This is a genomic window from Streptomyces sp. MAI_2237, from assembly GCF_054189285.1.
Window position 1 is genome coordinate 2,722,865 of sequence record NZ_JAJPGQ010000003.1, and the last position, 12,534, is coordinate 2,735,398.

Below are 12,534 nucleotides of genomic sequence, written 5' to 3' on the forward strand. Positions count from 1 at the left end.
GTGCACGGGTGCGTACCCGACTCCTCCCGCTGCTCATCGTCCTGATGGCGGCCGTGCTGCTCGCGCTCGGCATCCCGCTCGCCGTGAGCGTCGCCGCGGCCCAGCAGCAGAAGGTGGTCGTCGACCGGATCGACGACACCGCGCGTTTCGCGGCCCTCGCCCAGTTCGTCACCGACGCCTGCAGCTCGACGCGGACCTCCACGGACGAACGCCTGCAGACCCTCGGCAGCGAACTCACCAACTACTACGGCGTCTACGGCATCCGAGCCGGGGTGTTCTGCCGCACCGACATCCCCATGGCAAAGGCGCCGTCGGACTTCTTCCTGCCCGGCTCCGGCGAGGTGCGCGACGCGTTCGACGAGGCGAAGCTCAGCCGCCGCAGCCATGACCCGAAACAGGTGTGGCCCTGGCAGCGCCACCGCCTCGTCGTCGCCTCGCCGGTCATCCGGGACGGCGACGTCGTCGCGGTCGTCGTCACCGACTCGCCCACGGGACCGCTGCGTTCGCGGATCCTGCAAGGCTGGCTGATCATCGGTGCGGGCGAGATCGCCGCGATGCTGCTGGCCGTCGGCGCCGCCCTGCGGCTGACCGGCTGGGTGCTCAAACCCGTGCGGGTGCTCGACGCCACGGCGCACGAGATCGCCAGCGGGCGGCTGAAGTCCCGGGTCGCGGCCGCCGGCGGGCCACCGGAACTCAGGCGGCTGGCCCGGGCGTTCAACGAGATGGCGGACAACGTCGAGGACGTGCTGGAGCAGCAGCGCGCCTTCGTCGCCGACGCCTCGCACCAGTTGCGCAACCCGCTCTCGGCGCTGCTGCTGCGCATCGAACTGCTCGCGCTGGAACTGCCGGAGGACAACGAGGAGATCGCGTCGGTCCGCACCGAGGGCAAGCGCCTCGCCGAGGTCCTCGACGACCTGCTCGACCTGGCCCTGGCCGAGCACACCGAGGCCGACCTGAGGGTCACCGACATCGGCGCGCTGACCGCCGAGCGCGTCGCCGCCTGGACCCCGACCGCCGACGCCAAGGGCGTACATCTGGTGGGCGACTGCCCGCCGACCACCGCCTGGGCCGACCCCGTCACCCTCTCCAGCGCCCTGGACGCGGTGATCGACAACGCGCTGAAGTTCACGCCGGAGGACCAGAGCGTGGAGGTGAAGGTCGCCTCGAACGGCAGCATTTCGACCGTCGTCGTCAGCGACCACGGCCCTGGCCTGACCGACGAGGAACTCGCCCGCGTCGGCGACCGCTTCTGGCGCAGCGGCCGCCACCAGAACATCAAGGGCTCCGGCCTCGGCCTGTCCATCTCGCGCGCCCTGCTCGAGGCGGGCGGCGGCTCGATCTCCTACGACCACCACGAGCCGCACGGGCTGACGGTGACGGTGTCGGTGCCGAGGAACGGTCCTACGGCTTGACCGAGCGGTAGTAGCGCCGGGCGCCCTCCTGCAGCGGCAGCGGGTCGGTGTAGATCGCGGTGCGCAGGTCCACGAGCTGCGCGGAGTGGACCTCCTTGCCGATGACGTCCCGGCTCTTGATCACGGTGCGGGTCACCCACTCGGTGAGCCGGGTGTCCACGTCGTCGCGTGTCACGAGGAGGTTGGCGACCGCGATGGTCGGCACGGCGATCCCGTTCTGGATGCTGGGATAGGCCGACTCCGGCATGTTGGTGGCGCGGTAGTAGTGGGCGGCGCCGCCCTGGGCGTGCAGCTTGGCGACGAGATCGGCCTTGATGGGCACGAACCGGAAGGTGAGGCCGTCGGCCAGCTTCGCCAGGCCCCTCGTGGGCACTCCGCCCGACCAGAAGAAGGCGTCGATGTCCCTCTTCTTCAGCTTCTCGGGTCCCTCGTCGATGCCGTCGGCGAAGGGGGTGATGTCCTTGCGCGCGTCGATGCCCGCCGCCTTCAGTACGCGTTCGGCGATCAGCCGTACGCCCGAGCGGGGCGGCCCTATCGCCACCTTCCTGCCTCGCAGGTCCGCGACCGACCTGACGGGGGAGTCGCGGGGCACGACGAGCTGGACGTAGTCGTCGTACAGCCTCGCGACACCGCGCAGCCGGGCCGCCCCCGGCCCGTGGCCGAGTTCGTAGGTCTCCACCGCGTCGGCCTGGGCGATCGTGAAGTCCGATGTGCCGGTCGCCACCCGCCGGACGTTCTGCTGCGAGCCGTCACTGGTCTGCAGCCGCACCTTGAGCTGCGGCATGTCCCGGTCGAACGCGTTGCTCAGCAGCCCGCCGTACTGCTGGTAGACCCCGGCCTCCGCCCCGGTGCTGAACTTGATCGTCCCGCTCGGCGGGTCCTCGCCCAGCGGCAGCAGCCACCACAGCAGCAGCCCGAGGACGACGAGGCCGGCGGCCGCGCCCTGCAGGGCCCGGTGCCTGCCGATGCGGTGGAAGACGTGGGACATGCGGGCGATCCTGCCAGCCGGGACGCGCTGCTGACCAGGGCGGAGCCGGCAGAAGGGAGCGGACGTGACGGTCAGTGGCGATCGCTACAGTCGCCGTATGAGCTCATCGCCCGCCGACCTGGTCCGCCGGTTCCACCTCGCCTTCGGTCTGGACGCCCGCACCACGCCCACCGAGGTGTCGCCCGCGCTGGCCGCCCACCGCGGCGAACTGCTGGCCGAGGAGGCCGCGGAGGTCGCCGAGGTCGCGGTGACCGGACCGCTCGACCGGCTCGCCCACGAACTGGCCGACGTGGTCTACGTGGCGTACGGCACGGCCCTGGTGCACGGCATCGACCTCGACGCGGTCATCGCCGAGATCCACCGCTCCAACATGACCAAGCTGGGCCCCGACGGCAGCATCGCCCGCCGCGCCGACGGCAAGGTCCTCAAAGGGGAGCACTACCGGGCGCCGGACGTGTCCGGGGTGCTGCGGCGGCAGGGCTGGATACCGGGCGGGCAGTGAGCCGCGGGGTTCAGGTCCAGGCGTCCCAGTCGCCGTCGAGGCCGGCCGCGTCCAGGAAGAGCAGCTCCGTCGCGTCGAGTGACTGCTCGCCCTGTCCCGCGGGGGCGGACAGCGGCTGCTCGGCCCAGATGCACTTCCCGGTCGGGGTGTAGCGCGCACCCCACCGGCCGGTCAGCGCCGCGATCAGCTGCAGTCCCCGGCCTCCTTCGTCGGTCTCCGACGCCCGGCGGATGCGCGGCATCGTCTGGCTGCCGTCGTAGACCTCGCAGATCAGCTCGGCGCCGTGCAGCAGCCGCAGCCGGACCGGGCCCCTGGCGTGCCGGACGACGTTGCCGACGAGCTCGCTGACCAGGAGTTCCGTGGTGGGGACCAGGTCGTCCAGCTCCCAGGCGGCGAGCTGCTCGCGGACGTGTCGGCGGGCCAGACCGGCCGCCCGCGGGTCCTGGGGCAGCGGCCAGGAGGCCATCCGGTCCGCCGGCAGGGCGTGCAGCCGGGCCACGAGGAACGCCGCGTCGTCGGCCGCCTGCTGCGAGGGCGGCAGCAGACCGGCCGTCAGCGTGTCGCACAGCCGCTCCAGGTCCGTGGCCGTGCCGTCCCGGTGGGCGGTGCCCAGCAGCCGGGCCAGTTCCGCCATGCCCTCGTCGATCTCCCGCTTCGCCGACTCGACCAGGCCGTCGGTGTACAGCACCAGAAGGCTGCCCTCGGGCACCTCCAGCTCGACCGTCTCGAAGGGCGGTTCCGCGGCCCCGAGCGGCGGATCGGCGTCCGGCTCGGGGAAGTGCACGGTGCCGTCGGGACGCACCAGGGCGGGCGGCGGATGCCCGGCGCGGGCCAGCGAGCAGCGCCCGGTGGTGGAGTCGTAGAGCGCGTACAGGCAGGTGGCGTACGACGCCTCGCCCATCCCGGCGACGATGTCGTTGAGGTGGCCCAGGATCTCGCCCGGCGGCAGTTCGAGGTCGGCCAGGGTGTGCACGGCGGTGCGCAGCCGGCCCATGGTGGCCGCCTCCGGCAGGCCGTGGCCCATGACGTCGCCGACGACCAGCGCCACCTGCCCGCCGGACAGCGGGATGATGTCGTACCAGTCGCCGCCCACGTCGGCGCCCTGCCCGGCGGGGAGGTAGCGGGCGGCGGCCGTGCATGCGGGCAGGTCGGGCAGCTCCTGGGGGAGCAGGCTGCGCTGGAGTTCGCGGGACCGGGTGTGCTCGGCGTCGTAGAGCCGGGCCCGCTCCAGGGACTGCGCCACCAGCGCGCTGATCGTGGTCAGCAGCGCGCGCTCCTCGTCGGTGAGCCGCCGCGGCCGGTCGAAGGACAGGATGCACACGCCGAAGGTGTTCCCGGACGCCGTCAGCGGCAGGAACGCCCAGGACTGCTTGCCGGCCCGCCCCGGCAGGTCGGCCATATCCGGGTAGCGCGCGGCGAACTCCTCGACGGAGGACAGGAACAGCGGGGTGTCGGACTCGGCCGGGTCCCAGCCGGGGTCCATGGGCGAGCGGAGACGGCCGTCGACGGAATCGAGGAAGTCGTCCGGGTAGCCGACGGCGCCGACGTGGTGGAGCCGGTCGCCCTCGATGACCTGCACCATGAGCCCGGTCGCGGCGAACGGCGGCAGCACGCGTGTGGCCACCGCGTCCACCACGTCCTGGGAGGTCGTCGCCTTGGCGAGCTCGGCCGTCAACTCGGCGATGCGCAGGGCGCGTTCGGCTGCGGACCGCTCGGCCGACTGGCGCTCCTCCGCCAGCCGCCGCTTCTCGGTGACGTCCTGGAAGTACAGCGTGCGCCCGTCCGGCCCGGGCACCACCCGCAGGTGGAACCGCTGCCCGGTCTCCGGCAGGTGCACATCGAAGCCGGCCGGCCTCTCCTCGGCGGCGGCCCGCAGACAGCGGGCCTTGAGGCCGGGTATCCGGCGGACGGAGGGCAGGGCCCACAGCAGACGGCCGAACATCTGCTCCTCGGAGAAGCCCAGCAGCCGCTCGGCCTCCAGGTTCGCGAAGGTGATCCGCCACTGGTCGTCCACCGCGAGGAAGCCGTCGCTCATGTGCCGCAGGGCCCTGCTGAGCGCGTCCCGGGTCCGCCGCGACTCGTTGCTCTCCCAGCCCACGCCGACCATCCGCAGCGGCTCGCCGCGTTCGTCGTACGTGGCCCGGCCGCGGGCCTGGGTCCAGCCGTACGTGCCGTCCAGGCGGCGTACCCGGTACTCGGCCTCGTAGACCGTGCCGTCGGCGATGGCCCGCTGGGCGGCCGCCAGGGTCGGGGCCAGGTCGTCGGGGTGGACGATCCGCATCCAGTTCTCGATCCTGCCCGTGAACTCGGCCGGCCGGGTGCCGTACAGCTCCAGCGCCGCCTCGTCCCAGATCAGGGCACCGGTGCGGATGTCCCAGTCCCAGGAGCCGACCCGCACCTCCTTCAGGGCGTCCCGCAGACGCTCGCCGGTCGGCTCCGACCGTTCGGGCCCGCTCGGCGGCGGAGCCTTGGCCATGCGGTCCTCGGCCCAGGCGACCAGGGCCCGCAGGAACTCCCACTGCTCCGGTCTGGGAGCACCCCGCTCACCCATCAGGACCGTCAGGGCGCCGATGCCGCGGCTCCCGCTGAACAAGGGGAGGGCGGCGTGACCGGTACCGGGCCACTCCTGCGGCGGCCCGGAGGCCGCCGACTCCAGCGGTACCCAGACACCGCCGCCCTGCCGCAGTGCGCGAGCCGGGGCCAGGGGGCCCTCCTGGTCGACGATCTCCCACGAGCGGATCAGGGCGGCCGGCAGGCCGACGGAGGACACCAGGCGCAGCGCGGACATCGGGCCGCGCAGATGGACGACCCCGCCGAGCGCGCCCAGCTCACCCACCGCGTGCTGGAGCGCCAGCCGGAACACCTCGCTCTCCGTGACTCCGGGAGCCACCGTGCCGAGAAGAGCGAGCCGCGCGTTCATGAGGGGAACTTATCGTTCCCGTTTTCGTCCGAAACCTCTTTCGGTGATTCCTGACGCCAGGTTCCCGTCGCCGGGCCGCCGACGGGTCTCACCGGAACGGCCGCCGCCTGAACATCACGACCCATCGGTGCGTATCCCTCATAGGGGTCCTCTCGCTCCAGATCGGGACAAGCCCGGCGGGTGGCGGGTGCCTCCGAAGGGGATGAGCCACATGGTGATCGCGAAGAAGACCGCACGAACGGCATTCCGCACGACGGCGCTGGCGTTCTCCGCCGCCCTCCTCGTCGCCGCCTGTTCCAGCGGCGGTGGCGGTGGCGGGAAGGCCTCGGACAGCACCGGCGCGGCCAAGGCCGGCTCGGGGACGAAGGTCACGGTGACGGAGACCGAGTTCGCCCTCAAACTCTCCCGCAACTCCTTCACCCCGGGCACCTACACCTTCACCGCCGACAACGCGGGCACGACCACGCACGCCCTGGAGGTGGACGGCCCCGGTGTCTCCGACGTGCGGACCAAGAACATCTCCAGCGGCCAGAACACGTCCGTGACGGTCACTCTGAAGAAGGGAACGTACGAGCTCTACTGCCCCGTGGACGGACACCGGCAGCTGGGCATGAAGACGGACCTCAAGGTCGGCTGAGCGCGCCCCGCCCGGCGAGCTGCGCAAGGGGCGGACGGGCGCCTCCGGGGACCGCCTACCCTTGACGCATGACCAGCAGCAGCGACCGGAGCCCGGCAGTGGACGTTCAGTCACCCAAGACCTACGAAGTGCGCACCTACGGGTGCCAGATGAACGTCCACGACTCCGAGCGGTTGTCCGGGCTGCTGGAGGACGCCGGCTACGTGCGCGCCCCCGAGGGCTCCGACGGCGACGCCGACGTCGTCGTCTTCAACACCTGCGCGGTCCGGGAGAACGCCGACAACCGTCTGTACGGCAACCTCGGCCGCCTAGCGCCCAGGAAGGCGTCCCGTCCCGGCATGCAGATCGCGGTCGGCGGCTGTCTGGCGCAGAAGGACCGGGACACCATCGTGAAGAAGGCGCCCTGGGTGGACGTCGTCTTCGGCACGCACAACATCGGCAAGCTCCCGGTGCTGCTGGAACGCGCGCGCGTGCAGGAAGAGGCGCAGGTCGAGATCGCCGAGTCGCTGGAGGCGTTCCCCTCCACCCTGCCGACGCGGCGCGAGAGCGCGTACGCCGCCTGGGTGTCGATCTCCGTCGGCTGCAACAACACCTGCACCTTCTGCATCGTCCCGGCCCTGCGCGGCAAGGAGAAGGACCGCCGCACCGGCGACATCCTGGCCGAGATCGAGGCCCTGGTCGGCGAGGGCGTCTCCGAGATCACCCTGCTCGGGCAGAACGTCAACGCCTACGGCTCCGACATCGGCGACCGCGAGGCGTTCAGCAAGCTGCTGCGGGCCTGCGGGACGATCGAGGGCCTGGAGCGCGTCCGCTTCACCTCCCCGCACCCGCGCGACTTCACGGACGACGTCATCGCCGCCATGGCCGAGACGCCGAACGTGATGCCGCAGCTGCACATGCCCCTGCAGTCCGGCTCGGACACGGTCCTGAAGGCGATGCGCCGCTCGTACCGGCAGGAGCGCTACCTCGGCATCATCGAGAAGGTGCGGGCCGCGATCCCGCACGCGGCGATCACCACCGACATCATCGTGGGCTTCCCCGGCGAGACCGAGGAGGACTTCGAGCAGACCCTGCACGCGGTCCGCGAGGCCCGCTTCGCCCAGGCGTTCACCTTCCAGTACTCCAAGCGTCCCGGTACCCCGGCCGCCACCATGGAGAACCAGATCCCCAAGGAGGTCGTCCAGGCGCGCTACGAGCGTCTCGTCGCCCTCCAGGAGGAGATCTCCTGGGAGGAGAACAAGAAGCAGGTCGGTCGCACCCTGGAGCTGATGGTCGCCGAGGGCGAGGGCCGCAAGGACGGCGCCACCCACCGCCTCTCCGGCCGCGCCCCCGACAACCGCCTGGTCCACTTCACCAAGCCCGACCAGGACGTCCGCCCCGGCGACGTCGTCACCGTCGAGATCACCTACGCCGCCCCGCACCACCTCCTCGCCGAGGGCGCCGTCCTCGACGTGCGCCGCACGCGCGCGGGTGACGCGTGGGAGAAGCGCAACGCCGCCGAGGCCGCCAAGCCCGCCGGCGTGATGCTGGGCCTGCCGAGGATCGGCGCGCCCGAGCCGCTGCCGGTGGCGTCGGGCAGCGGCTGCGGCTGCGACTGACGGGGGTCGCCGATGAACGCCGCTGCCTCGGGGTGACGCGGTGCGCCGGGGAGCGACCGACGTCGCCGCCGCGGCGTTACCCTGCCGATCATGCTTGTCGCCGCCGCCATCTGCCCCTGCCCGCCCCTCCTCGTGCCGGAGGTGGCCGCGGGCGCCGCTCCGGAACTGGACCGCGCGCGTGCCGCGTGCGCTGACGCGCTCGGCGTGCTCGCCGCCGCCCGTCCCGACCTGCTGGTGGTGATCGGGCCCGCGGGGCGCAGCGGGCGCGGCCCGCACCCCGAGGGCACGCCGGGGTCCTTCCGCGGCTTCGGCGTCGAGGTCGACGTACGGCTGGGCGGAGCCGGGGACGGGGAGCCGGGGCGTGAGCTTCCGCCCTCCCTCGCCGTCGCCGCCTGGCTGCTGGAGCGGACCGGGTGGTCCGACGCCCCGATCGAGGGACTCGGCGTGGGAGAACCGCTCGCGGCCGACCGGTGCGTCGAGGCCGGACGGGAGATCGCCGCCCGGGCCGGGCGGGTCGCCCTACTGGTGATGGGCGACGGCAGCGCCTGCCGCACCCTGAAGGCGCCCGGCTACCTCGACGAGCGCGCGGCACCCTTCGACGCGGACGTGGCGCGTGCGCTGGGCGCGGCCGACGTGGCGGCGCTCGAGGCGCTCGACGCCGACCTGGCCCACGAGTTGCAGGCTTCGGGCCGCGCCCCCTGGCAGGTCCTCGCCGGCGCGGCCGAGGGCGCGGACCTCGCCGGAGCGCTGCTGTACGAGGACGCGCCGTACGGGGTGGGGTACATGGTGGCGACCTGGTCGTGAGGGCGGTCACCTGGTCGTGAGGGCGGCGCCACGGACGGGAAACGGCGGACGGCCGAAGACCCCTCGGGCCCGCGGCCGTCCGTCGGTGTGCCGTGTCGTTCAGGAGGGCGGCTCGGTGGGGGACTCCGGCGGCGTGGTGCCGGCGCCCGTGCCCGCGTCGCCCTGGCGCGCGAGTCGGTCCACGGCGTCCTTGGCCTTGCCGGTCCCGGTCCGGATCCGGTCGCTGTACTTGCCCTTGGTCTTCTCGTCGACCGCCTTGGCGGCCTTGTCGAGACCGTGCGCGATCGTGCCCCCGTGCTGCTGCGCGAGCCCCGAGACCTTGTCCTTCGCCGGGGACAGTCTGACCTTCAGGTGGTGCAGGAGACCCATGGTCCGCCCTTCTCGTCAGCCCGGGCCAGGTGCGCCCCTCGGCACACTCGCGCGCGGCCCGGTCACGTGCGGGCGCCCTCGCCGGCCTCGCTGTCGGCCGTCGCCTCGGCGGACTGCTGCTGGGGGATCTCGACACCCACGTCCGAGCCGGCCTCGCCGTCCTCGCCGTCCTCGGCAGCCGTGGGCTCCGTGGACTCCGTCGCGGTCCGCTCGTCGGTGCCGGCAGGCCCCTTCGCCTCTGCCGCCTCCTCCGCCTCGGGCCCGGTCGTCCGTGCATCGGCCGACACCTCGACGGACGACGCCTCCTCCGTGACCTTCGACCTCCGAAGTAGCCGTGCGAAAACGCCCATATCCACTCCATACGCTACTCGTGCGGGGGAAATCCCGCGGTGCCCGGTGCGTCCGATTGCGCCACCGGGAGCGCCGCCTCCCGGAGACCGGCGGCGAGAACCACGCAACGGGCAACGACCCCGGCCCCGTAGCGTCACGCAACTCGTTCGAGGAGACCCTTCAGGGTTTGCGAGACTGGTCCGGTGAGCACCGCACCCCCCGCCCCCCGGGTCATCGCCGTCGTCGGACCGACCGCGGCCGGAAAGTCCGATCTGGGCGTCTTCCTCGCCCAGCGCCTGGGAGGCGAGGTCGTCAACGCCGACTCCATGCAGTTGTATCGAGGGATGGACATCGGCACCGCCAAGCTGACGCCCGAGGAGCGCGGCGGCGTTCCGCACCACCTCCTGGACATCTGGGACGTGACGGTCACGGCGTCCGTCGCCGAGTACCAGCGGCTCGCCCGCGAGCGCATCGACGCCCTGCTCGCCGCGGGCCGCTGGCCGGTCCTCGTCGGTGGCTCCGGCCTCTACGTCCGCGGCGCCGTCGACAACCTGGAGTTCCCCGGCACCGACCCCGAGGTCAGGGCCCGGCTGGAGGACGAGTTGACGCTGCGCGGCTCCGGCGCGCTGCACGCCCGCCTGGCCGCCGCCGACCCCGGGGCCGCGCAGGCGATCCTGCCGAGCAACGGCCGTCGTATCGTCCGGGCCCTGGAGGTGATCGAGATCACCGGCAAGCCCTTCACCGCCAACCTGCCCGGTCACGACTCGGTCTACGACACCGTCCAGATCGGCGTGGACGTCGCCCGCCCCGAACTCGACGAGCGCATCGCCCGCCGGGTGGACCGCATGTGGGACGAGGGGCTCGTGGACGAGGTGCGCGCGCTGGAGGCGCGGGGTCTGCGCGAGGGGCGCACGGCCTCCCGCGCGCTGGGCTACCAGCAGGTCCTCGCGGCGCTCGCGGGGGAGTGCACGCTGGAGGAGGCGCGGGCCGAGACCGTACGTGCCACCAAACGCTTCGCGCGCCGCCAGGATTCGTGGTTCAGGCGCGATCCGCGGGTGCACTGGTTGAGTGGGGGTGCGGCGGATCTCACAGAACTTCCTGACCTTGCACTGGCGTTGGTCGAACGACCGGTCACAGCCTGATCACGTCATGGCATCGGGACGCTCCGGCTGCCGTCCGGGCCTCCGGCGCCGTGCCATCATCGAGCTTCGATCGACCAAGTGGAGTCCTAGTTGGGAGGGCGCGTGGCGATGGAGGCCGGCCCTCGCGACACCGCACAAGGCACCGAGCCCCGCACTGCGGTCAGCGGTGCACCGGAGCAGGACGCGGACCGTCTGAGCCCCGACGGGCCCGACGACACCCAGGGCGGTGTGACCGCAGACGGTCCCGAGCCCGAGGAGATGTTCGCGGGCGGCCCGGAGGTCGAGGTCGAGCTGCGTCCGCAGCGACGGCTGCGCATCTGGCAGCTCGCGCCCATCGTGGCCCTGGCCGCGGTCGGCTCCCTGATGTTCGCCTTCCCGCTCGCCTTCGACTTCGGCGACAGCGGGGCCGTGATCGCCATGCTGGGGCTCCTGATCTGCTCCTGCGCGGCGGGCTGGGGCATGATGGCCGCGCGCCGCGTGGGTTACACGTGGCCCGGGTTCCCGCAGCGCGGCTCCGGCCGCAGACCGGACTGGCGGGTCGTCCTGGCCTACGTGGTCCTGGTCGCCGCGGTGGTCGTCCTGGCGGTCTGGCGCGTGGCCCGGCTGCGCTAGAGCTCCCCTTCAGGGGTGCGGGGGAACTGCGCGACCAGCCCCCCACGGGGCCCGCGGGACTGCGTCCGAACACGCCTCCCCGGCCCGCGGACATCCGCGGGACCACAGCCCCCCCCACGTGTCACCGGCCCCGGTCTGCACGCGGCCCTCCCGTACGATCGGGACATGAGCACGCGCACGCCCATCGCCTTCCTCAAGGGTCACGGCACGGAGAACGACTTCGTGATCGTCCCGGACCCCGAGAACGCCCTCGACCTGCCCCCGGCCGCCGTCGCCGCCCTGTGCGACCGCCGCGCGGGCATCGGCGGTGACGGCCTGCTGCACGTGGTGCGCTCCGCCGCGCACCCCGAGGCGCGGGACATGGCGGCCGAGGCGGAGTGGTTCATGGACTACCGCAACGGCGACGGCTCGATCGCGGAGATGTGCGGCAACGGCGTGCGCGTGTTCGCGCGCTACCTGCAGCGCGCCGGCCACGTGGCCGAGGGTGACCTCACGGTGGCCACGCGCGGGGGCGTGAAGCGCGTGCACATCGCCAAGGACGGTGCCGTCACGGTCGGCATGGGCAGGGCGCGGCTCCCCGAGGGAGACGTCACGGTCAGCGTGGGCGAGCGCAGTTGGCCCGCGCGGAACGTGAACATGGGCAATCCGCACGCGGTCGCGTTCGTCGAGGACCTCGCGCACGCGGGCACCCTGTTCTCCCCGCCGCCGTTCAGTCCCGCCTCCGCCTACCCGGACGGGGTGAACGTCGAGTTCGTGGTCGATCGCGGCCCCGGCCACGTCGCCCTGCGCGTGCACGAGCGCGGTTCCGGCGAGACCCGCTCCTGCGGCACCGGCGCGTGCGCGGTGGCCGTGGCGGCCGCCCGCCGGGACGGCGCCGACCCGACGGTCACCGGGACGCCGGCCACGTACACCGTCGACGTGCCCGGCGGGACGCTCGTGATCACCGAACGGCCCGACGGCGAGATCGAGATGACGGGTCCGGCGGTGATCGTCGCCGAAGGGGAGATCGATTCCGACTGGCTGGAAACGTTCGCCTCCTGAACGGGTGAGGCTTGGGATCGTAGGCCGACGCGCCTGGTGGTGCAGGAGTCAACTACCGGGGCGGCTGTCCGGCGTTCACTTGCACGGACGCCCGCCCGTCCCGTGGCGCGAAACCGTAAACCTCGAAACCGTCGCTCGAATGGGTGATCCGTTTCACGCTCGGCGAGAGGCGGTCGGAC

The 12,534-nt window shown here is 72.7% G+C and carries 12 protein-coding genes; 8 read left to right on the plus strand and 4 right to left on the minus strand.

Translation table 11 applies throughout. From position 1 onward, the window contains the following. Positions 1-8 precede the first annotated feature (8 nt). Positions 9-1,412, plus strand: coding sequence for a sensor histidine kinase (locus LN251_RS23005; RefSeq protein ID WP_458246027.1), 1,404 nt, complete (start codon positions 9-11; stop codon positions 1,410-1,412). Here the strand turns inward: LN251_RS23005 and LN251_RS23010 are convergent. Further along, a complete protein-coding gene (locus LN251_RS23010) occupies positions 1,402-2,400 on the minus strand; it encodes a TAXI family TRAP transporter solute-binding subunit (RefSeq protein ID WP_458246028.1) in 999 nt (332 codons plus the stop codon). The genes LN251_RS23005 and LN251_RS23010 overlap by 11 nt on opposite strands. Positions 2,401-2,497: 97 nt before the next feature. Between LN251_RS23010 and LN251_RS23015 the strand changes: the two genes are divergently transcribed. Next, positions 2,498-2,902 (plus strand): pyrophosphohydrolase domain-containing protein, encoded by a 405-nt coding sequence (locus LN251_RS23015; RefSeq protein WP_458246029.1) that lies wholly within the window; start codon positions 2,498-2,500, stop codon positions 2,900-2,902. Between the two features lie 10 nt (positions 2,903-2,912). Here the strand turns inward: LN251_RS23015 and LN251_RS23020 are convergent, their stop codons facing one another. Then, entirely contained in the window at positions 2,913-5,822 is a 2,910-nt protein-coding gene (locus LN251_RS23020; RefSeq protein ID WP_458246030.1) for a SpoIIE family protein phosphatase, read from the minus strand. 211 nt (positions 5,823-6,033) lie between these two features. On the opposite strand from LN251_RS23020, the gene LN251_RS23025 reads away from it, so the two are divergent. From LN251_RS23025 to LN251_RS23035, 3 genes are all read left to right on the plus strand, one after another. Then, complete coding sequence (locus LN251_RS23025) at positions 6,034-6,459, plus strand: plastocyanin/azurin family copper-binding protein (RefSeq protein WP_458246031.1); 426 nt, start codon at positions 6,034-6,036, stop codon at positions 6,457-6,459. A 68-nt stretch (positions 6,460-6,527) separates the two neighbouring features. Further along, positions 6,528-8,057, plus strand: a complete 1,530-nt coding sequence (gene miaB / locus LN251_RS23030; RefSeq protein WP_458246032.1) for a tRNA (N6-isopentenyl adenosine(37)-C2)-methylthiotransferase MiaB — start codon at positions 6,528-6,530, stop codon at positions 8,055-8,057. A gap of 90 nt (positions 8,058-8,147) precedes the next feature. Continuing rightward, entirely contained in the window at positions 8,148-8,861 is a 714-nt protein-coding gene (locus LN251_RS23035; RefSeq protein WP_458246033.1) for a class III extradiol dioxygenase subunit B-like domain-containing protein, read from the plus strand. Between the two features lie 99 nt (positions 8,862-8,960). Here the strand turns inward: LN251_RS23035 and LN251_RS23040 are convergent, their stop codons facing one another. Beyond that, entirely contained in the window at positions 8,961-9,230 is a 270-nt protein-coding gene (locus LN251_RS23040; protein WP_458246034.1) for an antitoxin, read from the minus strand. 62 nt (positions 9,231-9,292) lie between these two features. After that, positions 9,293-9,580 (minus strand): hypothetical protein, encoded by a 288-nt coding sequence (locus tag LN251_RS23045; RefSeq protein ID WP_458246035.1) that lies wholly within the window; start codon positions 9,578-9,580, stop codon positions 9,293-9,295. Positions 9,581-9,763: 183 nt separating this feature from the next. Here LN251_RS23045 and miaA point away from each other — a divergent pair, with 183 nt between their 5' ends. The 3 genes from miaA to dapF all read left to right on the plus strand — a co-directional run bounded on the left by miaA (position 9,764) and on the right by dapF (position 12,355). Further along, positions 9,764-10,702 (plus strand): tRNA (adenosine(37)-N6)-dimethylallyltransferase MiaA, encoded by a 939-nt coding sequence (gene miaA / locus LN251_RS23050; RefSeq protein WP_458246036.1) that lies wholly within the window; start codon positions 9,764-9,766, stop codon positions 10,700-10,702. Between the two features lie 108 nt (positions 10,703-10,810). Continuing rightward, entirely contained in the window at positions 10,811-11,314 is a 504-nt protein-coding gene (locus LN251_RS23055) for a hypothetical protein (RefSeq protein WP_458246037.1), read from the plus strand. Between the two features lie 165 nt (positions 11,315-11,479). Continuing rightward, positions 11,480-12,355: a diaminopimelate epimerase gene (gene dapF, locus LN251_RS23060; RefSeq protein WP_458246038.1), complete on the plus strand. Its 876-nt coding sequence runs from the start codon at positions 11,480-11,482 to the stop codon at positions 12,353-12,355. Positions 12,356-12,534 lie beyond the last annotated feature (179 nt).

Bases quoted from the DNA above. Each gene is read 5' to 3' on its own strand.
- LN251_RS23010 (WP_458246028.1), bottom strand. From the start codon at position 2,400: ATGTCCCACGTCTTCCACCGCATCGGCAGGCACCGGGCCCTGCAGGGC.
- LN251_RS23015 (WP_458246029.1), top strand. From the start codon at position 2,498: ATGAGCTCATCGCCCGCCGACCTGGTCCGCCGGTTCCACCTCGCCTTC.
- LN251_RS23020 (WP_458246030.1), bottom strand. From the start codon at position 5,822: ATGAACGCGCGGCTCGCTCTTCTCGGCACGGTGGCTCCCGGAGTCACG.
- LN251_RS23025 (WP_458246031.1), top strand. From the start codon at position 6,034: ATGGTGATCGCGAAGAAGACCGCACGAACGGCATTCCGCACGACGGCG.
- miaB (WP_458246032.1), top strand. From the start codon at position 6,528: ATGACCAGCAGCAGCGACCGGAGCCCGGCAGTGGACGTTCAGTCACCC.
- LN251_RS23035 (WP_458246033.1), top strand. From the start codon at position 8,148: ATGCTTGTCGCCGCCGCCATCTGCCCCTGCCCGCCCCTCCTCGTGCCG.
- LN251_RS23040 (WP_458246034.1), bottom strand. From the start codon at position 9,230: ATGGGTCTCCTGCACCACCTGAAGGTCAGACTGTCCCCGGCGAAGGAC.
- LN251_RS23045 (WP_458246035.1), bottom strand. From the start codon at position 9,580: ATGGGCGTTTTCGCACGGCTACTTCGGAGGTCGAAGGTCACGGAGGAG.
- LN251_RS23055 (WP_458246037.1), top strand. From the start codon at position 10,811: ATGGAGGCCGGCCCTCGCGACACCGCACAAGGCACCGAGCCCCGCACT.
- dapF (WP_458246038.1), top strand. From the start codon at position 11,480: ATGAGCACGCGCACGCCCATCGCCTTCCTCAAGGGTCACGGCACGGAG.